The sequence below is a fragment of the Leptospira bourretii genome, assembly GCF_004770145.1.
Classification (GTDB): Bacteria; Spirochaetota; Leptospiria; order Leptospirales; family Leptospiraceae; genus Leptospira_A; species Leptospira_A bourretii.
The window spans coordinates 93,365-115,373 of record NZ_RQFW01000015.1 but is presented as its reverse complement, the minus strand read 5'-3'; the positions used below and the strand labels follow the sequence as shown (position 1 = coordinate 115,373).

Sequence of the window (22,009 nt, the reverse complement as noted above, 5' to 3'; positions counted from 1 at the left end):
TTGCTTTAGGCCTCTAAAAACTTGGTTTTAACCAAACGATCGAGTTCGAGAAGTTGTGTTAAAAGATTTTTTGCCTTTGCTAGTGGAAACTGAGTGGTGGCATCAGAAAGTGCCTTCTCTGGATCAGGATGGACTTCCATAAAAAGTCCTTCCACACCAACAGATACGGCACCACGCACCATATGAGGGATGAATTCACGAACCCCACCAGTGATATTCCCTGCAGCCCCCGGAAGTTGTGCGGAATGAGTGGCATCAAATACAATCGGAATTCCATGTTTGTGCATCATTGGAATTCCACGTAAGTCAAACACTAGATTTCCGTATCCGAAACTAGCTCCCCTTTCGGTTACCATATACCTTTCAGATCCTGATTCTTGGATTTTTGTTTTGATATGACGGGTGTCATCCGGTGCCATAAACTGGCCTTTTTTTACATTCACCCATTTTCCCGTTTCCGCTGCCTTTGCAATGAGATCAGTTTGGCGGCTAAGGAAAGCTGGAATTTGAAAAATATCAACCGTGTCTTTTAATGGATCTACTTGGATGGTTTCATGAATGTCTGTGAGCACAGGAACATTGTATTTGTTTTTGATAAAATCTAGAAGTTTTCTTCCTTCTTCCAAACCAGGTCCCCTGTAAGAATTAATAGAAGACCTGTTGGCTTTATCAAAGGAAGATTTAAAAATATAAACAATCCCCAAGTCATCGCAAATGGCTTTCATCTCGCCACAAACTCTGTCGAGTAAGTCTTTGTTTTCCATCACACATGGTCCGGAAATGAGGAAAAAGGGATTTCGACCCCCGATTTTTTTACCGAAAAATTCTCTTTCTTCAATTAAATCGTACATCTTAATCCTCCGTTTTTTTAGCTAATTTGGATGCTGCTCGAATGAACCCAGCAAATAGTGGATGTGGGTCAGTCGGTTTGGATTGAAATTCTGGATGGAACTGAACACCAACAAACCAAGGATGGTTGGCCACTTCTACAATTTCCGCCAAACTTCCATCAGGCGAAAAGCCAGCCAAATTCATTCCTTTTTTCTCAAAATCATCTTTATAACGCAAAGTGAATTCGAAGCGATGTCTGTGTCGTTCGGAAATACGTTCTGCTTTGTATTCCGAATAAGCAAGACTTCCCTTTTTGACAATACAAGGGTATGCGCCAAGACGCATGGTTCCGCCCATTCGTTCGATTTCTTTTTGTTCTTCAATCATTGAAATCACAGGGTATTCTACATTGGGTTTAAATTCTGTAGAGTTTGCATCTTTGAAACCAAGAACATTTCTCGCAAATTCAATCACGGCGCACTGCATCCCTAAACAAATTCCGAAAAAAGGAATTTGTTTGGTTCTTGCATAATGAATTGCAGCAATTTTTCCTTCAATCCCACGTTCCCCAAATCCACCAGGAACCAAAACTCCATGAACACCTTTGAGGAGTTCTTTGATATTTTTAGAATCAATATCTTCTGGATTGATTTTAACAACGTTTACTTCTACGTCATTGGCAATCCCACCATGAGCAAGAGATTCATAAACAGAACGATAGGCATCTTGTAAGGAAATATACTTTCCAATTAACGCTACTTTTACGGTCTTTTTTGTATTTCGAATCTTTTTGACCATATTTTCCCACTGGGAAAAATTTAGTTTACGGAGATCCATACCAAGTGCGTTTAAAACCACTTCATCTAATTTATCTTCCCGATACATAAGAGGAATTTCATAAATCGAAGTATCAATATCAACTGCAGAGATTACATTTTGTTCTTTTACGTTACAAAAGAGAGAAATTTTATTTTTCATCTCTTTGGACATTGGTTTATTGATACGGCAAATCAAAATGTCTGGTTGGATTCCAAGAGCTAGAAGTTCTTTTACCGAGTGTTGTGTTGGTTTCGTTTTTGCTTCGCCCGCTGCCGTAATGGTCGGAACAAGAGTTAAATGCAAAAACAATACTTGGCTTGCACCATGTTCATAACGCATTTGCCTGATGGCTTCTAGAAAAGGAACAGATTCAATGTCACCAACCGTTCCTCCAATTTCCACAATTACAAAATCCGTTTCTTGGTCTCGTGTTAAGTTATAAATTCGGTTTCGAATTTCATTAGTGATATGTGGTACAACCTGTACGGTTCTTCCTAAGTAATCACCTTTTCTTTCCCTTTCAATCACCGCATGATAAATTTGGCCTGTGGATACGGAATTTTTTCTAGAAAATTTAGATTTTGTAAATCTTTCGTAATATCCTAAATCTAAATCTGTTTCTGCTCCGTCTTCCGTCACATACACTTCCCCATGTTGGTACGGACTCATCGTACCTGGGTCAATGTTGATATAGGGATCCATTTTTTGTAAAGAGACGGTATAACCCCTGGCTTCTAACAAACAACCGAGAGCTGCAACGGTAACCCCTTTTCCTAAAGAAGAGGAAACGCCACCGGTAATAAAAATATATCTGGTCTTGGACAAAATGGACCTCAAAAAAGAATGTTTTTTACAGAGTGGCGAGATTTGGGTCCAAAATCAATACGTTTAGGAAGGAGATTTGGCTTTTTCTAAAATCTTGGTTGTGGATTTTCCTGAGACAAAAGGCAAAATTTGAATATCCGCTCCCATCTCTTTTAAAATTTGGTATTCCGGAAGGGTTTCCACTTGGTAGTCCCCACCCTTGGAATGGATAGATGGTTTTACTTTTTTCAAAATTTCAAGTGGCGTATCTTCTGCAAAAGAAGAAACAAAATCAACCGAAGAGAGTCCTGCAAGTACAAACATTCTATCTTCGCAAGAATTGACGGGTCTTGATTCTCCTTTAAGTCGCCTAACACTTGCATCTTCATTGACCCCAATCCACAACAAATCCCCCAAATCCCTTGCTTGGGCTAAGTAACTCACATGGCCTGGGTGCAAAATATCAAAACACCCATTGGTAAATACAATTCGTTTCCCTTCCAAAGCCTTTCTTTTGGATTCAATTTGATCGAAAGAAACAATTTTTGAATTTAATGTATCATAAAAACTCATTGGTTTACATCCAAATAACCTAGTGTTTGCAAAGCTTCTTCAATTTCCGGTTGTGTGACGGTGGCAGCACCTAACTTACCAACAACGATCCCTGCACTCACATTGGATATAAGAGCTGCATCAGCGATGGACATTCCGGTAGCCACAAAGGCAGTGTAAGTGGTAATGACTGTATCTCCCGCACCTGTCACATCAAATACTTCTCTGGCAACAGTGGGGATATGATAAAAGGAGTCCGTTTTTCTCTCAAAAATAGACATCCCTTTTTCCCCTCGAGTGATCATCATGGCTTCGGGTGTGAGTTTTTCTGAAATTTCTCGACAAGCAGATTCAATTTCAGAATCACTAATTAGTTTTCTACCCAATGCCTTCCCTGCTTCATGGTGGTTGGGTGTCATAATATGAATATTTTGGTATAGGAAAAAATGACTGACTTGTGGGTCCACCGTCACAATTTTATTTTCTCGGTTACAAAGTCGAATCACCGATTGAATCAAAGAAGGTGTGAGATAACCTTTATCATAATCTGATAAAATCACAGCAGAACATTCTTTTAGTTTTATCTCCAATTGATTGAGAACGGAACTTTCTTCTTCTTTGGTGAGAGGAACCACTTCCTCCCGGTCTACCCGGCAAATCTGTTGGTGGGTGGCAATGATCCTTGTTTTTAAAATGGTAGGTAAAGTTTTGGATTTTAATAATACTAAATCGTTTTCTGCAACGGAATGGGAACGGAGTAGTCCTTCCAAAGATTCTCCTGCTTTGTCCTCTCCAATCCTTCCAAACACAACACCCGAAACTCCAATGGAAGATAAGTTTTGAACGACATTGCCCGATCCACCTAAGGATTGTTTTTCGTTGCGAACCCAAACGACTGGAACTGGTGCTTCTGGGGAAATTCGTTCCACAGAACCAATCAAATACTCATCCAAAATCAAATCTCCGATCACAAGCACTTTGATTTTGCCTAAATCCTCAAATGATTTACGGAGTGAAGTTTTCTTTATTTTCAACAAAGCCAGATCCTTGAATTGGTTTACAACTAAACAGAGAATCTAAAACCTTTCTCTGTGTCAACCTTCCCCTTACCTCTCTTTCCTTTGCCAGATGTATTTCTGTTTCCGGGAATGTTTTTGCCTCTCCATATCTTCGAACCCAGATACCGGATGATGCTCGACTTTTGTATGGAAAATGGTGGGGAATTGGGAATGGCTCCCTACCCGAAAAATTGGATTGGTGCGGGACTCCCTCCCATCCCAGAAGTTGTGGGGTATGGGCATATCATCCAAAAAGAATCCTTACCTGATGGGAGATCCAATATCATTTTAGAAGGGATTGGGACGGCTGAGATTGTTAGTTTGGATTCCACAGAGCCGTTTTATATTGCACAAATTGTCCGTAGGGAACACCAAAGAAATAAAAATGTTTCGGAAACATTAAAAGAAAAAATAGAAGAGTTACTTGTTCTCACCAAACGGATCTTACTTGCTGAAGGTGCCGAAGAAGATTTAATTTTGAAAATGAATCAAATTTTAGTCCATCCCTATCCGGTGGATTTTATCGCCTCACTTATTTATTTTGATTTTAAAACCAAACAAACCATTTTAGAAACCACTCATTTGGAAACCAAAGCAGAACTTCTCAAAGCGGTTTTACTTGGCCTTAATTTGAGTGAGTAGAAGACTTCGTTTTTAACTCTGCCACTAAAAATAAAAATTCGGGTAAATCCGTTGGGTTTTCGCGAAAAAACACCCTTGGGTTCGTTTCTTTTGAATTCAAATACAAATAACTAGAGTTTTCTTTGCGGATGTATGCCCGCTCCAAGTAGTGATGGGTTTGAGAATATTGTAAAAAATCTTTCATCAAATCACTGATGGCGATGTCACCTTCGCTTTGTTTGTTGGTTGCAGAAAAGAAAACCGAAGTTGTATCTTTCTCCACCCTCTCCCAGTGAAATTCACGAACCCAATGCCCTTTCCCTCCAAAGGTAAGGGCTGGGATGAGAGAATCAGAAACTAAATTGGGAATGAATTCTTGGGATTCCCAAGGGACCCCTTTTCCAAAAAAATTTACTTTGGCTAAGTATGTTTTCCAATGTTTCGAAAGACCTTTCACTTGGAGTTTGGGTAAGGATAAATTCTCCCGTAAAAAACCTCTTAAGGTAAGAAATCCTAAAAAACCGAGATGCACTTGGGTCACAGATTGGAAGTCCCAAACCTCTTCTTGTTTCATGTGCGATAAAAACAAAGAATCCATCGCATAAAAGTCCTGGTGTTGGTAGGGGTAAAAAACGCCTGTAGATGAGGAAACTAAAGATCCGTCCGATCGATTCACAGTTAGTATATCGACGGGAAGGGAAAAAGGGAAGAGGAAAAACCGCCCGGAATTTCTCTGGGCGGTAGAAATTTAAACCTTCTTAATCCTTAATCACCAGCATACAAAGCAGCAATTTTATCTTTGTATTTTTCTGTGATCAAGTGGCGTTTCATTTTGAATAGGTTTGTCAACTCATCGCCCACCTCAAAGGTTTTGGTAATGAGGATAAAAGGAGTTACCTGTTCAAAAGATTTAAATCCAGTTTTGGTATTGTTTAGGGCTTTGATTTCCTTTTTGTAGAAATCGAGAACCTTCGGATTTTCAATGAGTTTCTGTTTGTCAGTCTCAGAAATTCCGTTTTCTTTTGCCCACTCAGTCAACTTATCAAAATCAGGAACCACAAGTGCTCCCAAATTCTTTTGGTCTTGTCCAATCACCATCACTTGTGCAATATAAGGAGACTCTGTCAGTTTGTCCTCAATTGGAACTGGTTCTACGTTTTCTCCACCAAGGAGAACTACCGTATCTTTCGCACGGCCAGTGATGGTCAGGGTCTTTTTGAAATTGAACATTCCAATATCTCCCGTATCCATCCAACCATCCTTTAGAACCTTAGCAGTGGTTTCTGGATTTTTATAATACCCTTTCATCACTTGTGGTCCACGGATGTGGATGACCCCACGAGCCCCATATTTTCCAGAAATGAGTTTTTGGTTGGCGTCTACATGAGTGAGAACCTTTCCCAAATCATCACGGATTTGAACGGAAGTTTCTGGAGTGATGACCCCAACTGAACCTTGGACTAATTTTTTGAAAGTACGAACCGAGATGACCGGAGAAGTTTCCGTCATTCCATACCCTTCCAAAACATTGATTCCAATATCATTGAAGAAAGCATCCACATGTCTTTGGAGAGCTCCACCACCGGAAACTGAAGCTTTCAGTTCCCCACCCGTTGCCTCACGGATTTTGGAAAGAACCACTAAATCCAAAAGGAAATATGGAATGGCCAAAATGATCGCCACAGCTAAATAGTAAAAACCTTTGAAAAGGGAAACAATGGGATTTCTTCCCACGTAATCCACTTGGTTTCCTTTTAAAAACCTTGTAGCGGCATTAAAATGTTTTGAGAAAAAATAAGCCAAATTGAACAAACCTCGGCGTAGAGCTGGAGTTTGTTTTGGATCGTTGATTCTTGTATAAATTCCGTTGTAGATACTTTCCCAAAGTCTTGGCGCAGAAGCCATAAAAGTAGGTTTAGCCTTTTTCATGTCATCTCGCAAATCACGAACGTTGGTGTAGTATGTCGCACAACCTGCCGCAATGGCTAGATACTCAAAAACTCTTTCGAATACGTGCCAAACAGGAAGGATCGACAACATTCTTTCATCTTGTTTGATTTCGATCATACTACCTAGAATGACGGATGTTTGGTGGATCATGTTGCTATGTTTCAACATAACACCTTTTGGCATCCCTGTCGTTCCAGAAGTGTAAATAATTGTAAAGAGGTCATCAGGAGCGATTGCTTTCATTCGCTCTTCTGCTTTTTTAGAACCTTTTGCGCGGAGTTCTTTTCCCTTTTCAATTAGATCATAAAGTTTTAAAACACCAGTGGCAGTGGATTTTTTATCCATAACAATGAGTGTTTTTGCAAATTCTAATTGAGAGCGGTTCTTTTGGAATTTCTCGAGCATTTTATCATTCTCAAGAAAAATCACCTTTGCTTCACAATGGTTTAGAATATAAGCAATTTCTGAATCGGTAATGTCGGTTCCGCGAGGAACATCTGCTGCACCGGCCATGAGGATTCCATAATCGGAAACAATCCATTCCAATCGGTTATCAGCAAGCAAGGCAACATTTTCCTTAGCAGCTACACCCAAATCGATGAGAGCTTCTGCTAAGTTGATACCAAGATCATATACTTCTTTAAAAGTGACGGGTTGATAGGACTTAGATTCGTCTTTACTGACGAACGCGGGGCGGTTCCCAAATTTTTCAGCACTCTGCTGGAAGAGTTCGGGCAAATTGGCTGGCATTATTCTGACTCCTTTCTCAAAAGAAAACGTAAAAAGGTATCTTTAAGGGACTTTTTTAACGAACATGAGTCAAGACATTTTCAATCTTGTCATTGAATTCAATGGAAAATCAAAATGTTGTTTCGCATTGCACAATTATGGCAGATCAGAGTTTGCCCAAACATGTGAACGAATGACAAGTCCTGAAAGGTCAGACCCAATCAGTCCGTACTGCCGATACACAATTTTTCCTGACCGATCAAAGACAAGAAGGCAAGGAATTCCTTCTACATGATAAAAATCTGTCATTTTCCAGTCTTTATCCAGTAAGGTGGGGTAACTCATCTTCAATCGATCCATATCCTTTTTAATTTTTTCCAACGGCTCCGTTGTGTCAGTGTTGATTCCTCGAAAGACAAAGTCCTTTTCGGAAACAGAGGATTTCCATTTGTTGATCGTCGGTACTGCCTTTGCACAAGGTTCACACCAAGTGGCCCAAAAATCTAATACAACAACCTTCCCTTTCCAATCCTCCATTCGTTCTGGATTACCTTGGATTGTTTGGAGTGGTTCAGGATAAAAATCGTTAGGTTCTCCCTCTGGTTTACAAAAAAGGAGAGAAAGGAGAATCATTAGATAAAAACTGGATTTAACGTATCGCAAAGTTTGGGTCATATTATTTGAATTCATTGATTTACAATTACTTCTCCAACTTAGACGAATGGAATGATTACGTAAAGGGAAACTGGACAGGGAAAGGAATTTCTATGATTCCCTCGAGCGTTCAACCCTATGAAACAGGGGATGAAACAACCGTTACCTGGAAAGCAAATTCCAAAGAAATCAAAACTCATTTCAAACGTGGAAAATCTGAATTTTCATTTGTTTGGATTCTAGAATCGGAAGTGCTTTGTGACCGAGTCAAATTGGTGGCACAAAATGCCGACTGGGAATGTGAAATCCAAGCCATGACAAAAGACCGGTTTCATTTGCACGTCCTTCCAAAGTCAGACAAATCCAAAATTCTTTATTCTGGAGTGGTCACAAAAAAGAAGGGATTATTCTCATTCCTCTAAAACCTTTCTAAAAACTTCTTCTGTGATTTTTGCTGCGTTTTCCCAAGTAAATTCAGAAATTGATACTGTTAATGGTTTCGGATTTTCAAAATACTTTTTAATTGTCTCGGCCCAAAGTTTTGCATCTTCTTTCGTTTTGTATGGAAGATAGGTAACTCCATCTTTTCCAATTTCATGAAATGTGGGAATATCAGAAACCACACAATTCAATCCATGAAAGATAGCTTCTGCCATGGGAATCCCAAACCCTTCGTATTTACTGGCAAAAGCAAATAAACCTGCTCTTTTGTAGAGATGTTGTAATTCAGAATCAGAAACAGAATCCAAAATATGGATGTCTTTGTACAAACTGCGTTCTTGTAATAACTCTTCGATAAACTCAGGTGATTCCCATCCAATTTTTCCCACAATCACCCAAGGCCTGTAATGGTGTGGTTCAGTCTTACGGTATTCCCGAAAGACTTCTAGTAAAAATGGATAGTTTTTTCTTGGTTCAATTGTGGAAACTGATAACAGAAAATCTGTTCCCAAATCTTTTACTCGATTGGAAATTTTTGTTTCCAATTGTTTTGTCATCTCGATCGGATTCACACCTGGATACGAAACACCAGTTTGATCCACTGGATAACCAAATTTGAGACACATATCAGTGCTTGTTTGTTTCGAAATCGATAGAATAAAACTTGATCGCCTAACAGAGTATCTTTGAAATAACCTTTGTTGAACTTTTGCGATCCAACGCATAGTTTCTGGATACAAATACAAAACCAAATCACAATATGTAAGAACTGCTTTTAAGGAACTTGGCAAAAAAGGTGGTAAAACTTGTTGAGATCCCCAAAAAAGATCCAAACGATGTTTTAATAAATAAAACGGAATGTATAGATTGTAATACAAACCACCTTTCCATTTTAAAAAACCCCCACCATTCACCCAAGTGATATTAGACAATGACAATACAGCTTTGTGGTCTTCGTGAATGGGTAAATGCGAAAACAAAAAGAAATCATATTCTTCTTTGTGTGGAAAAGCTTTTAGTGTTTCTGCAATCAATCTTCCCACTCCAGAAACTCGAGTGGAAAGAGGCCTCGCATCAAGGCCAATTCGTTTGGTTTTTACCATCGTTCCTTTACCTTGAGGGATAATTGGTGGATATCTATTTTGGATTCTAAATATTGGACAGCAGTTTTTTTACCAGCAACCAATCCATAAGATAAGGTATTGGACTGGTTAAAAAGATATCCTTTGTCCTTTAAAGGAAAAGAAGTGAAATTCTCTTCATCCAAAAGAGCAATGCCTCCACAAATGTCCCATTCGTTTTTGGGTTTTAAGGAAACAATTAGATCAATAAATCCTGCAGACAAAAGCCCCAATTTATAAGCGATGCTTCCCATGGATCGAATCTCAAAATCTTCCTGCCAAAAAGAATCGGAGAAAAGTCCTTCTTTCATTTCCGATAAAGACACAAGTAAAACGGGTTTATTAGGAACAGGTTTTGATTCCTCTAACGGGTGCAATACGGAACCGCTTTCCACCACGAGAGTTCTAAAATTTTCTTCTGTGGAAAATGGAGGTTGTAATTTCGCAAAAAAAGTATTTCTAATTTTGGAAAAAAATTCTCCAGTAGCAGGATTAAATATCACTCCCCAAACCGCTTCACCATTACGAACAAGGCCCAAACTCAAAGCAAACTGGTCATTTTTTTTTACAAATTCACGAGTTCCATCAATAGGATCTAAAATCCAAACCCATTCCTTGTCCAAACGTCTATTTGTATCTGTTTTTTCTTCTGATAAAAAACCATGGTTCGGAAAACGTGAAGAAATTTTTTCAAAAAGAAACTCACTTGCAAACAAATCAGCCTCGGTAACAGGGTCGTTGCCACCTTTGTCGCGAATTTGGAAGTCTGATTTATAAATGGAAAGAATAGAATCTCCAACTGATAGAACCCACCGCCAAACTTCCTGAAAATCTTTTTCTTCCATTCCGTCCTGATCAGTAATCTAATTCTTTTTTTCTTCTTTATGGGCGTTTGAACCTAAATCCAAACCTTCCGGTTTTTCCAATACGATCTCTTCCGATGGAGAAGTAACATATGTTTCTGGATCTACTGGGAATTGGTATTGAAAATAATAGTTTTTATACTTAACAAAAAAAGTATTTGTTCCTTCTGGTCGTTCCGTTTGTAAGTCCTGAAATTTTAGATCCTTTAAATCTTTTTTAGGATTTGCTAGACGTTTAGAAAGAGTACTTCGAACTGAACTAACCATATTGGATTCGAAATTCTTTTTTTTCTGTTCTTCCGTTAGTTTTGGATTCCGAAGGTAATCTTCTAACTTAGTAAACTCGTCCGCCAAACCAGAGTTCTGCTGTGCATTTACTAATGTCAAAGGAAACAATACAATTATACTTAAAGTCCAAATCCGATTCATAGCCATTCCTCTTCTAGTTCATGAAATTATCTCTAATGGTGTGTATGCCAATAAGAATTTTTTATCCAAATGAGAACCAAATCGAACTTCCACCTTTCGATTGTCCCCCGATCCCGAGATGGTTAAAATACGACCATCTCCGTAGACTTTATGGCGCACTTTGGTTCCAACTTGGAAATCCCCATCGCCAGACTTTGCGAGTACTGTTTCAAATTTTTCTTCTGATTTCTGAAATCTTTCTGCTCTCGGTGAAAACTCTGGTCTCCTGACACCAAAACGATTTTCGGTAAATTCTCCCTCAATGAATTGGCTCGGAAGTTCTTCCAAAAATTGGGAAGGCAACCTTGCTTCTATTTCACCGAACTTTCGAGTGAACCGCGAAAAACTAATTTCTAAATTTTTACGAGCACGAGTGATCGCCACATAAGCAAGCCTTCTCTCTTCTTCCAAACCATCTGCCGAATCAATGGATAGAAAATGCGGAAAAGTTCCCTCTTCCATTCCTGCCATAAATACATGTTGGAATTCTAGTCCTTTTGCATTATGGACAGTCATTAGAATGACATAGTCAGGTAATTCTTTGGTGTTGTCTTCACTGGTAATCAAAGATATATTTCCAAGATATTCTTCAAGTGTTGCTTCTGGATTATTTTCTTCAAATTCCTTTAATGCATTCACAAACTCATTTAAGTTTGACAACCTGGAAAAAGAATCTTCCGTACCTTCATTCTCTAAAAATTCGCGATACCCAGAGTGTTCCAAAACATCATAAGCAATTTCAGAAGGAGTTTTTTTTCCAAGATCTTCCATCGAAGAATCAAACATCCTATATAAGGAAGACAACTTCTGCAAAGTTCCTTTTTTGATATCAGGCACCGTCTTTCCCAAACATTCAAATAAAGACAGACCTTCACTCACAGAATAGGATAACAAACGATTCACAGTTGTATCGCCGATCCCTCGAGGTGGCGAGTTGATGATACGAAGAAGAGAAGTAGAATCGACTGGATTGACTACCACTGAAAGATAAGCAATCAAATCCTTTACTTCTTTCCGGTCAAAAAAGCGGAACCCACCAAAAATTTTATAGGGAATTGCTTTTTTTCTCAGTGCTTCTTCAAAATAACGAGATTGGGAATTGGTTCTATAAAATACAGCAAAGTTCGAATACTTTTGTCCCTGTCTCACATTTGCCTGGATTTTTTGAACAATTCCTTCTGCTTCTTCAATCTCATTCTGATAAGAAGTGAGTTTGATTTTATCTCCAATAGGATTCTCGGTTCTTAAAGTTTTATTTGTTCGTTGTTTATTATTGGCAATTAAAGCTGCAGCCGTTTCAATAATTGTTTTTGTAGAACGATAGTTTTCTTCTAACTTAACAACAACAGCTTCTGGATAATCTTTTTTAAAATTAAGAATATTAGAAATATCTGCACCACGCCAAGAATAAATAGATTGGTCATCATCTCCTACCACACAAAGATTTTTGTGAAAGGAGGAAAGAGACTGCACCAAATGATACTGAATTTTATTTGTATCTTGGTATTCATCCACCATAATGTATTTCCATAACCTTTGGTATTTTTCCAAAATGACGGGGAAATCACGAAACAGAATAACTGTTTTTAAAATCAAATCACCAAAATCCAAAGCATTCCGCAAATCTTTTCGTTTTTCATATTCTAAAAAAACAGAAGCAATTGTTTTTGTATAAGAATCATCCGCCTTTTTTTTGGCATATTCTTCTGCTGTCATAAAAGAATCTTTTGCCGAAGAGAAGGCATTCGCAAGACTAGAAGGACGAAACTCCTTTGTGTCCATATCTTTGGATTTTAGAATTTCTTTAATGAGAGACTCTTGCATATCACTGTCGTAAACAGTAAAATTATTTCCAAGCCCCAAAACTTTTCCTTCCCTACGTAACAAATACAAACAAAGGGAATGGAAAGTACGAACCAATGGTTCAGCATTCCCCTCCGGTAGTAAACTCCGGCAACGACTGCGCATTTCCTCCGCAGCTTTGTTCGTAAAAGTAACAGCAAGAATTTGATTCGGATAAACTTTATGATTGAGAATGAGGTTAGCGATTCGGTAGGTAATGACTCGAGTTTTACCTGAACCTGCACCAGCGAGAATCAGGAGTGGCCCATCAACTGTTTCAACAGCTTTTTTTTGTTCGGAATTAAGCCCCACTAACTCCACTTAGAATCGCATATCTCCAATACCAAAAACGAATTGAAAACTATTATTGTCGGGATAAAGACCAAAAGGTCTGTCTTCCACACCCGTATAACGAATCCTTTGCGCAAAATACAAACGTAGAGGCAATACGGGAATCTGAATCCTTAGTCCAAATCCCCATGAAAAACGGAAGTTTGACATGGAAAGGTTTTTACTAGAAAGAACCAAATTACCTGGATCATTCACAACGAGAGGCGAATCCGGCAGTTTTTGTCCATATGAATTGTAATTTTCATACAAGTAGGTTTCAACTGGTTCTTTTTCCCGTTGGGCTCTGACTAAAGAATCATAATTTTTGAAGAACTCTTTTCTTTCTCCCACTGCGCGGTTAATTTGTTCATACATCGCACCCGCATCAAAGAAAACAACAAACCATAGTAACGAAGGTTCAATGGGGAATCGCATTTCAGAAGTAAACAATACCCTACTGGAAGCACCATCCTTCCATTCATCAGGATAGTATTTATCATCAAAAAACCAACCGCGAAGTGATTCATACCCGCCAAGGAACAACCTGTCTTGGACCTGTATATAAGGGATTCTTTCTTTATCCTGATTTTTATACTTCGGAGTTCGTTCAAATGTAAATACAGATGAGGTTCTAAATTGTTGGACTACCCGCCACCGCCTAAGTGCGTTTTTGCGAATGAGTCCAAAAAATGTATAATCGAACCATGTATGGTAGTATTCCAAAATTGGACTGAACTGATCGAAATGGGACTCTCCACCAAGGAACTGACCCACGTTATCTACTGAAAAAATTAAATTAAAACCTTGGGTTGAATTGAATACGTTATCACGACTATCGTAAGCAATACCGTTTGTTAACTGAGAGCGAAATTGCCAACCACGATCCACTTCCGCTAAAACTTGATCAGATACAAGTGAGGTTGGTCTAGTGGATGCAAAAAAGGACGGAGAATAACGATGGAAGTGAGTCCAGTTAATGAGAAACCTGTGACCAAGTCCCGCACTCACCCCCACACCAGAACGTTCATAAGAAGCAACTTCCTTAATCCCTTGGTTGTTGTTTTCTGTAATGGAAGTCGCTCCCACATACAAAGTTCGGGAAGAATAAAAAGCAGAAAGGGTAAGTGACCAAGGTTTGTCCATAAACCAAGGTTCAGTCCAGGAAATTTGTAAATAACGACGAATCGGACCAAACTCTACCCGACCAGTGATTTGTTGCCCGGAACCATTTAAGTTATTTTCACCTAACTGAGTAAAGATGGAGAATCCAGTAATAGTTCCGTAACCACCCCCCATTGAGACTGTTCCTGTGGGTTGTTCCACAAGTTCAATGATGAGGTTCATTTTGGTTTCATCTGAACCCGGTCTCATGTTAAAGTTTACTTCTTTAAAATAACCTAAGTTAAAAATACGTTCTCTGGAACGATTTACAAGTGTGGAATTAAAAAGGTCACCAGGTTTAAAAAGAAGTTCTCTACGAACCACACGATCCTGTGTTTTTTTATTTCCTTTGATAATGATGTTTTCAATAAAAGCTAAATTGTTCTCACGAATTGTAAAATCGACATGGATGAATTTTTTACCTCGTAACTTTGGCTCATCTTCATAAATCTTTCTTAATTTTGCGACATTCAGTCGGTTGTATTCCTCTGTACAATCAGAACTTCCATCTGAACTTCCGCGTTTATCACAGTTTTCGTATCGTGACAAGGATCCATCACTCAACTCAATGACCTTTCTCCGCGGAATTACCTGAGCAAATAAATACCCTTTTGCCGAATAAGCTTCGTTAATGGAAGCTCTATCTTTTTGGAACTTTGTTTCATCAAAAACTTCACCTACATCTGCTGGGGCAAATTCAAATTGGTCCTCCAAGAACTTAACAGGGTATACGGGCGCCCACTCTTCTTTTGGTGTTCCAATCGGGTTATTTTCTTTGTTTAAAAACTGTGGCATTCCATTGGGAGCAATGGTCATATCGTGACTTGTGGAATACCCATTATAGAAGTATTGTTCTCCTTCTATAATCTTAAAATTAACAATTACCACACGTTTGTCTTTTTTCTGCGGATTTTCCCAACGAATTTCCCAGTTGGTTCCTTCGTTACTAAGTTCTGCATCAACATAACCTTTTGATTTTAAATAAGCAGAAATTTTCTGTTTATCAGATTCAAAAGCGGATTCTTTAAATACACCTGATTCAATAATCCCACTTTCTTTCAAATCCATGATGCCTTGGATATCGTAGGTATCGATTTCGCTATTTCCAAAAATATTAATTTTACTGACGGGGATTTCTTCACCTTCATCAATAATGAACTTCACCTTTACTGTGTTTGTTTCAGGATTTACCGGTTCTGTTTCAAAACGTACATATGCTAAAAAGAAACCTTCATCTCGGTACTTTTTTAAAATTACTTCTTTGGAAAGAGTCACTTTTTTCGGAGTGATCACTTCGTTTTCTTTCAACGGGATTTTATCGCGTAAATCGGAAGGAAATACTTCATCGGCCCCAATAAAGTCAATGTCTTTCACCCGAGGTCGTTCTTTTACAACCACAAGGATTTTAACTCCGTCTCCGTCAGCTTCACCTTGGATATCGATATGATAAAAGAACCCTGAAACAAAAAGAGCACGCATATCTGCGTTCAAAATACCTTGAGACAATTGCATCCCAGGGCGCATGTCCATTAAATCCAAAATATCATCAGAAGAGGTATTGATATTTCCCTTAAATTCAATCTTGGTAATGACTTTATCAATAAACACAGAGCGATTTGACCAAAGGGAAACCCACTCTGCCGAAACTAATAAAAGGAGAGATAAAACAAAAAGACTAAAATACTTTATTTTCTTTCGAATATTCAAAGAATCACTTAGATGTGCCTTTTACCATGGCCAGGTTAAAGCGACTAACACCCGCAGCATTCACTGCATCGATAACCTTAACCACAACCTGATAAGACGCACCACCATCTCCACGAATAATGACTTTATTTTTTTTAGGGTCTCTTTCTTTTTCAGGACCAAGAAATCCATTAATTTTTTCAGTCAGTCCCTCAAGCGGAACTGGTTCTGAATTTTGGTCCAAATAAATTTTCCCTTGTTTGTCTACAGTGATGACAAGTTCATCTTTTTGTTTTTCTTTAGCGACACTGGATGAACGAGGTAATTCCACTTTCAATGCAGTGTTTTTTTCTAAAGTTGCATTCATCAAAAAGTAAATCACTATAAAGGAAATAACATCAATTAGCGGTGCAAGTTCAATGTTATTAAATGATTTTTGCGTTTTGCGAAATTTCATTTAGTTTTATCGTTTGTTTAGGTGAGGTAACACCAAATCTGTAACGTTCTCCATTTCTGTGATTCTTTCCTCTTTCATTCGAGAGAAAAGATTGTAAAAAATGTATGCAGGAATCGCAATCCCAAGTCCCATCGCAGTCGTAATCAAAGCTTCGGATATACCAACTTCCGCACCTTGGGTTCCCGCTCCTTCCGCAAAGGAACGAACAATTCCAATGACCGTTCCAAGAACTCCGAGTAAAGGTGCAATGGTGGCAATGGTTCCTAGACCTGTTAAATAACGTTCCATCAAATATATTTGGCGAAAACCTTCTTGGCGAATGTCCTCTTCCCAGAACTCTACACCTCGGCGTTTCAGATCAAAGGCCATACGCAAAAGTACAGCTGCCGGAGATTGAACGTCTTGGCCCAAAACATCCTTTGCATCATCCCATTTTTGTTCACGAGCCAATTCCCGAACACGGCGGAAATGGTCTTGAGGGATCGCTTTTAATCTCCAATAGTAAACAAGTCGTTCCACGATGATGGTAAAACCAACAATTGAAACAAAGATGATTAAAATGGGAATGGTTTGCGGTGGAACCGAGGAAATGATTGAATCTGATTTAGCGAAAGGAAAAAACATGAATGAGACCCCATTGAAGGATTACGAATAGAGTTTTCAGTCTTCCCTTTTTCGCCAAATACTATTTTTAGACGGCTAACCTGCTTTTTTCATCAAAAGATCTGTCGCCGCTTTTAGCACTGCCGATGTCACTTGTTTGCCACCAATCATACGAGCCAATTCTCGTTTCCGTTCTTCGAAATCCAAAACAGAAGCAGATGAGACCGTCCGACCACCTTCTTGACGTTTTTCGATCTTGATTTGGTGGTCCCCTGAAGCTGCAACCTGTTGGGTATGCGTAATCAGAAGAATTTGTGAGTTCCTTGCTAGTTTTTTAAGCTTTACCGCCATTGCTTCCGCGGCCTCCCCACCAAGTCCTGTGTCGATCTCGTCAAGGACCAACATCTGGGGTGAAGGTGCCTGTTTTCCGAGAACACTACGAAGGGCAAGCATTACCCGAGACAATTCTCCCCCCGAAGCCACTTTTCGAAGAGGTCTTGGTTTTTCTCCCGGATTGGCACTAAAGTAAAACTCAATTTGGTCAAGACCTGACTCAGAAAGGAAATAAGATTTCGAACCCTCTTCCACTTCCCCCTCAGGATTTTCTTCCCAACGAAGGACTACTTGGAGTTTTCCACCTTCCAAACCTAAATCCACCATTTCCTTTTGGACTTCCTCTTCAAACTGAGAAATGACATTACGACGTAACTTTGACAATTGAAACCCCAGTTCCTTCATCTCGGTTAAGCACTGGTCCTTTTTGATTCGTAAAAAATCCTCATCTCCCGCTTGTTCATTCCAACGTTCAAGTTCTGATTTTTTTTCTTCTAAAAGAAGATTGATTTCTGCTAAACTCACATTGTATTTTTTCTTCAATTTTTTAATATCTTGGAGTCTGGACTGCACCATATCCAATCTTTCAGGACTAAAAAATAATTCTTCTTCTTCCTCGCGAATGACAGACTTAAGAGATTTTAATCTATCATAAACCTCTTCCCATTCTTCTAACATTTCCTTTTTCTCAGGAATTAAGATGGAAATTTTTTGAATGGCATGAATGAGAGTCGGAAATACTTTTAAAATTGAGTTTTCCTTTTCAGTCAATTCCTCTAACACCAAACGGTAGTTTTCCGCAAGTTTTTCACCATTTGCCAACAGAGATTCTTCAGTCGTTAAACTTTCATCCTCACCTTCTTTGGGAGAAATGGATTCAATCTCTTCAATTTCGTATTCCAAAATTTCTTTTCGTTTGATCATGGAACGTCTTGTTTCTTCGAAATCAGTCAGTTTTTGTTTCCAATGGCGGTATTGTTGTAAAGCAGATTTGAATTTGAATTTAAGAGATTCCAAATTACCAAAACGATCAAGAAACTCCAATTGGTTTGATTTTTCCAATAAGAAGAGTTGTTCATTTTGGGAATGAATCTCTGCCATGGTTTTTCCTAGTTCTCGTAAATGAGTAGTGGAAGCAAGGCTCTCTCCAATTTTTACCCGTGCCTTTCCATCCTTCATGAGTTCCTTTGTGATGATGATCTCATCTCCCGTATAACGGAAACCTTGCTCCATCAAATAGTCTTTTGCTAAGTTTTGTCCGGTCAAAGAAAGAACTGCCTGCAAAGAATACCGGTCTTTCCCTTGCCGGATATTGGCTGTAGAACAGCGGCCACCAAACAAAGAAGCCAATGCATCGAAAATTAATGATTTTCCGGCACCAGATTCTCCAGTGAAGACAGAAAGACCATCCGCAAGAGAAAGTTCCAGGGATTCGAAGAGGGCAAAATCTTTAATTTTCAAATGTGTAATCATATAGACTCCTGTTTGCTATACATACAGTTACTACTTAACAAAAATATAGTCAATGAAATTTTTTAGAATTGGGTAAAAAACGAAATTTCTCTCTCTTTCCCATCTGAAACTCTGGTGGAAAAGACACTATATGAAAGATTTAGAAGGAAAAATTCACCTAGTTTCTAGTCTCCCACTGTTCCGTGGCCTTTCACGAAAAGAAAAGGTTTGGGTGGCAGAATCCGTTCATATTGTCGAAGCAGAAAGAGAAGAGACCCTTTTTACGGCGGGGGATTCAGACCGAAGTTTATTTTTAATTCTTTCGGGAGGGATCAAACTCTTTCTCCCAAAAAAAGGGGAAGGAAAAAGAGAAGAAGAAGTCCAATATCTCAAAAAAGGAGAGTATTTTGGAATCCAATCCCTACTGACTGGCGAAAAGCACAACCATACAGCCGTTACTGTTAGTGAATCCAGATTTCTTGTTCTTTCCCAATCAGGTTTCCAAAAGTTAATCCAAAAAATCCCCTATCTTTCGATTACATTTTCAAAAATGCTAACAAAATCATTACGAAGTGAACTTCTTGGGGGAAGAGAATACTTTCGTAACTCAGTGGTTTGTCTCGTTCATTCTGATCCAATTGCCAAGGAACGAATCGCAAAAGAACTAGTAAAAACCATTGAAGTTGAATCTGGAAAAAAATCGGTTGTCCTCCATTTCCAACAAAATGGCCAAACAGACAACCCTTATGTAAAATCATATAAATTTAAGGATTCGGATTCAATCAAAGAAACACTTGGAAAACATTATGCGAGCCATTCCTTTATATTTTTAGAAGTTTTTCCAGAAACAGATGAAGAGCTAAAACGTCTGTTAATTGATGAAGCCGATCATATTGAAAACTTTGTATCTTTGGATAAAAAAATAAACCTCTGTGATTCCATTACAAAAGAATCAAAAGAAAACGAAATCCTTTACCATGAAACAAATATCAAAGACATTCTAGACCATGGGAAATGGGAAATTTTTATCCGAAGAAAAGCAAGAGAACTATCCGGTGTAGAAATGGGAGTGGCCCTTGGAGGAGGTGCTGCCTTGGGTCTTGCACAAGTGGGAATCATGAAAGTGTTGGAGGAAGAAGGGATCATTCCAGATATGATAGCAGGAACCAGTATTGGTGCGATCATTGGAGCATTCTTCGCCAGCGGTCTTGGTTACAAAGGTATCTTACCACTGCTAGGTGAGATAGATAGTATTTTCAAAATGTTTAAACTTGTAGATTTGTCTTTTCCGGGCCAAGGGCTTCTACATGGAAAACACGTCAGGAACCTTCTTGAAAAATATTTAGGGGATCTTTATTTCGAAGACTTACCCATCAAACTCAGACTCATCAGTTGTGATATTTCCACACGACAGGAAATTGTTCTTTCCGAAGGAAAAGTTTTGGATGCAGTGATGTCGAGTATTTCGATCCCTGGGGTATTTGTACCCCAACCCCAAGAAAATGGAAAAACCTATGTGGACGGAGGGATCGTCAACCCACTTCCTGTTTCTGCCTTAACCCATGAAGGAGTTCAGAAGATCATCGCCATCAATTCCATGCCTAGTTCAAAAGATGAAATGAAAACAAACAAACTTTTGAATTTGAATGTATTGGATATCATTGTCAATAGTTTGTATTCTTTGCAATACCGTATTGGAAAGTATAGTGCTCAGGAAGCTGATGTGTATCTCAACCCAATTTTACCCAACTCCAATTGGTTTGAATTCTGGCGAAGTGCAGAGTTTATCCAACTAGGGGAAACTGTGGCAAAAAGTTCCCTAGAGGAAATCAAACAGTTGTTTAGCGAAAAAACCTAATCTCTATCCGGAGAAAGTATCACAATATTATAAGGATTTCTTTCATTCTTTTCTGATTCAGAAAGAGACTCCGAAAACCTAAGGGCACCTGTAATCACGGTTCCAGTCGTGAGTCCTGCAAAAATTCCTTCTTTTTCGTAAAGGTCGGCTTGCAAATGCAAAGCCTCATCTTGGGTGACATGAAAGTAATGGTCGATGAGTTTGGGATCATAAACAGCAGGGAGTTGGATTCTTTCCCTTTCTTTTGGATTATCTGTTTTACCATATTCCATAAAAGGCGAGTTTTGTTTTCCTGCAATGATGACCTTAACACGGCGGTCTTGTGATTTTAAATACCTACCGATTCCTGTAATGGCTCCACCAGATCCAGGAGCAGAAATCACCGCACCCACTTTCCCTTGTAAGTCCCGCCAAATTTCTGGCCCAGTGGTTTTGAAATGAAAATTGGGATTTGCTGGATTGGATGCTTCATCAGGAATCCATCCACCTAGTTTTTTTGCCTTTTCTTCTGCGAGGTCATATAAACGACTCAGGTCTCCTTCGCCGGTGACTGTCACTTCTGCCCCATAACTTCGCAGTAATTGGATTCGTTCTGGTGCCGTATGAAGGGGAACCAAACAATACACGGGATACCCTTTTACCTTGCCAATCCAAGTGAAACTAATGGAGGAAGAACCAGCACCAACAAGAACCACGCTCATCCCTTTTTTTAGTTTTCCTCTTCTTTCCGCATCGATGTACATCGCAATGGCAGTACGATCTTTGGCAGAACCCGTTGGATTTAAAAATTCGGCTTTTAGGTAAAACTGAACTCCAGAATATTCTGATCCAATTCGATTCAACCGAATGAGAGGAGTGTTTCCGATCAGCTGGAGGATATTATCATGAATGGGTTTGGCAACGGAAAGTTCCTTTCCAAAGATACCTTGTACGTTATTCAGTGCCTGTAAAAGGCTATTGCCTAGGTCATCGATGCCTTTGGAAATTGGATCTATCATTATTTTACTTTAATTAGCTCTACATCAAAAATCAAAGTGGAATTCGCAGGAATCGGGCCGATGGCGCGAGCTCCATACCCATATTGTGGAGGGATGGTAAGTTTACGTTTTCCACCTTCTTTCATTCCCACAATACCACGTTCCCAACCTTGGATGACCTGTCCTTGTCCTAGTTGGAAACTAAAAGGTTCACCACGATCCACAGAAGAATCAAAAACTTTTCCATTCGTTAACTTTCCTGTGTAATGAACAACCACAGTTGTTCCGCGAATAGCCTCTCTCCCTAACCCTTGTTTGGTGTCTTGAATGAGAAGCTCATCTGCAAAAACACTGCCCGTTAGAAATAAAAATCCTAGTAAAATTGAAAACCGTTTCATA

At 39.0% G+C, this 22,009-nt stretch carries 20 protein-coding genes; 3 read left to right on the top strand and 17 right to left on the bottom strand.

The genetic code is table 11. From position 1 onward, the window contains the following. Positions 1 to 5: 5 nt before the first annotated feature. The 4 genes from kdsA to rfaE1 all read right to left on the bottom strand — a co-directional run bounded on the left by kdsA (position 6) and on the right by rfaE1 (position 4,040). A complete protein-coding gene (kdsA, locus tag EHQ47_RS10135; RefSeq protein ID WP_135749642.1) occupies positions 6 to 851 on the bottom strand; it encodes a 3-deoxy-8-phosphooctulonate synthase in 846 nt (281 codons plus the stop codon). Between the two features lies 1 nt (position 852). Then, the gene (locus EHQ47_RS10130) at positions 853 to 2,475 is read right to left on the bottom strand and encodes a CTP synthase (protein ID WP_135749641.1); all 1,623 of its coding nucleotides are present in this window, start codon (positions 2,473 to 2,475) and stop codon (positions 853 to 855) included. A 63-nt stretch (positions 2,476 to 2,538) separates the two neighbouring features. Then, on the bottom strand, positions 2,539 to 3,027 hold the full coding sequence (gene rfaE2 / locus EHQ47_RS10125) for a D-glycero-beta-D-manno-heptose 1-phosphate adenylyltransferase (RefSeq protein ID WP_135693237.1): 489 nt from the start codon (positions 3,025 to 3,027) through the stop codon (positions 2,539 to 2,541). Then, complete coding sequence (gene rfaE1 / locus EHQ47_RS10120) at positions 3,024 to 4,040, bottom strand: D-glycero-beta-D-manno-heptose-7-phosphate kinase (protein WP_135749640.1); 1,017 nt, start codon at positions 4,038 to 4,040, stop codon at positions 3,024 to 3,026. Before rfaE1 ends, rfaE2 begins: the two co-directional genes overlap by 4 nt. A gap of 114 nt (positions 4,041 to 4,154) precedes the next feature. On the opposite strand from rfaE1, the gene EHQ47_RS10115 reads away from it, so the two are divergent. Continuing rightward, positions 4,155 to 4,706: an LON peptidase substrate-binding domain-containing protein gene (locus tag EHQ47_RS10115; RefSeq protein WP_341867459.1), complete on the top strand. Its 552-nt coding sequence runs from the start codon at positions 4,155 to 4,157 to the stop codon at positions 4,704 to 4,706. Here EHQ47_RS10115 and EHQ47_RS10110 read toward each other — a convergent pair. The 3 genes from EHQ47_RS10110 to EHQ47_RS10100 all read right to left on the bottom strand — a co-directional run bounded on the left by EHQ47_RS10110 (position 4,690) and on the right by EHQ47_RS10100 (position 8,054). Then, positions 4,690 to 5,361 carry an LIC11631 family protein gene (locus EHQ47_RS10110; protein ID WP_135777127.1) on the bottom strand — a complete coding sequence of 224 codons (672 nt, stop codon included), beginning with the start codon at positions 5,359 to 5,361 and terminating at the stop codon, positions 4,690 to 4,692. The genes EHQ47_RS10115 and EHQ47_RS10110 overlap by 17 nt on opposite strands. An 89-nt stretch (positions 5,362 to 5,450) precedes the next feature. Further along, a complete protein-coding gene (locus tag EHQ47_RS10105; protein ID WP_135777126.1) occupies positions 5,451 to 7,385 on the bottom strand; it encodes an AMP-dependent synthetase/ligase in 1,935 nt (644 codons plus the stop codon). Between the two features lie 135 nt (positions 7,386 to 7,520). After that, positions 7,521 to 8,054: a TlpA family protein disulfide reductase gene (locus EHQ47_RS10100; protein ID WP_244290295.1), complete on the bottom strand. Its 534-nt coding sequence runs from the start codon at positions 8,052 to 8,054 to the stop codon at positions 7,521 to 7,523. 77 nt (positions 8,055 to 8,131) lie between these two features. Here EHQ47_RS10100 and EHQ47_RS10095 point away from each other — a divergent pair, with 77 nt between their 5' ends. Next, the gene (locus EHQ47_RS10095; RefSeq protein WP_135777125.1) at positions 8,132 to 8,440 is read left to right on the top strand and encodes a hypothetical protein; all 309 of its coding nucleotides are present in this window, start codon (positions 8,132 to 8,134) and stop codon (positions 8,438 to 8,440) included. On the opposite strand, the gene EHQ47_RS10090 is transcribed toward EHQ47_RS10095, so the two are convergent. The 8 genes from EHQ47_RS10090 to recN form a co-directional block, all read right to left on the bottom strand. After that, positions 8,429 to 9,562: a glycosyltransferase family 4 protein gene (locus EHQ47_RS10090; RefSeq protein WP_135749635.1), complete on the bottom strand. Its 1,134-nt coding sequence runs from the start codon at positions 9,560 to 9,562 to the stop codon at positions 8,429 to 8,431. The genes EHQ47_RS10095 and EHQ47_RS10090 overlap by 12 nt on opposite strands. Then, entirely contained in the window at positions 9,556 to 10,425 is an 870-nt protein-coding gene (locus tag EHQ47_RS10085; RefSeq protein WP_135749634.1) for a 3'(2'),5'-bisphosphate nucleotidase CysQ, read from the bottom strand. The genes EHQ47_RS10090 and EHQ47_RS10085 overlap by 7 nt, the downstream gene beginning before the upstream one ends. An 18-nt stretch (positions 10,426 to 10,443) precedes the next feature. After that, the gene (locus EHQ47_RS10080) at positions 10,444 to 10,872 is read right to left on the bottom strand and encodes an LIC11625 family surface-exposed protein (RefSeq protein ID WP_135777124.1); all 429 of its coding nucleotides are present in this window, start codon (positions 10,870 to 10,872) and stop codon (positions 10,444 to 10,446) included. A gap of 18 nt (positions 10,873 to 10,890) precedes the next feature. Beyond that, positions 10,891 to 13,074, bottom strand: a complete 2,184-nt coding sequence (locus EHQ47_RS10075) for an ATP-dependent helicase (protein ID WP_135777123.1) — start codon at positions 13,072 to 13,074, stop codon at positions 10,891 to 10,893. Beyond that, positions 13,075 to 15,951: a BamA/OMP85 family outer membrane protein gene (locus EHQ47_RS10070; RefSeq protein ID WP_135749631.1), complete on the bottom strand. Its 2,877-nt coding sequence runs from the start codon at positions 15,949 to 15,951 to the stop codon at positions 13,075 to 13,077. A 4-nt stretch (positions 15,952 to 15,955) separates the two neighbouring features. Further along, a complete protein-coding gene (locus EHQ47_RS10065; protein WP_004788434.1) occupies positions 15,956 to 16,387 on the bottom strand; it encodes an ExbD/TolR family protein in 432 nt (143 codons plus the stop codon). 6 nt (positions 16,388 to 16,393) lie between these two features. After that, positions 16,394 to 17,011: a MotA/TolQ/ExbB proton channel family protein gene (locus tag EHQ47_RS10060; protein ID WP_135749630.1), complete on the bottom strand. Its 618-nt coding sequence runs from the start codon at positions 17,009 to 17,011 to the stop codon at positions 16,394 to 16,396. 75 nt (positions 17,012 to 17,086) lie between these two features. Continuing rightward, positions 17,087 to 18,796, bottom strand: a complete 1,710-nt coding sequence (gene recN, locus EHQ47_RS10055) for a DNA repair protein RecN (RefSeq protein WP_135749629.1) — start codon at positions 18,794 to 18,796, stop codon at positions 17,087 to 17,089. Positions 18,797 to 18,926: 130 nt separating this feature from the next. Here recN and EHQ47_RS10050 point away from each other — a divergent pair, with 130 nt between their 5' ends. Continuing rightward, positions 18,927 to 20,633 carry a cyclic nucleotide-binding and patatin-like phospholipase domain-containing protein gene (locus EHQ47_RS10050; RefSeq protein WP_135749628.1) on the top strand — a complete coding sequence of 569 codons (1,707 nt, stop codon included), beginning with the start codon at positions 18,927 to 18,929 and terminating at the stop codon, positions 20,631 to 20,633. Here the strand turns inward: EHQ47_RS10050 and EHQ47_RS10045 are convergent. Together EHQ47_RS10045 and EHQ47_RS10040 are read right to left on the bottom strand one after the other, a co-directional pair. Further along, positions 20,630 to 21,631 (bottom strand): PLP-dependent cysteine synthase family protein, encoded by a 1,002-nt coding sequence (locus tag EHQ47_RS10045; protein ID WP_135749627.1) that lies wholly within the window; start codon positions 21,629 to 21,631, stop codon positions 20,630 to 20,632. The genes EHQ47_RS10050 and EHQ47_RS10045 overlap by 4 nt on opposite strands. After that, positions 21,631 to 22,008 carry an FKBP-type peptidyl-prolyl cis-trans isomerase gene (locus EHQ47_RS10040; RefSeq protein WP_135749626.1) on the bottom strand — a complete coding sequence of 126 codons (378 nt, stop codon included), beginning with the start codon at positions 22,006 to 22,008 and terminating at the stop codon, positions 21,631 to 21,633. The genes EHQ47_RS10045 and EHQ47_RS10040 overlap by 1 nt, the downstream gene beginning before the upstream one ends. Position 22,009 lies beyond the last annotated feature (1 nt).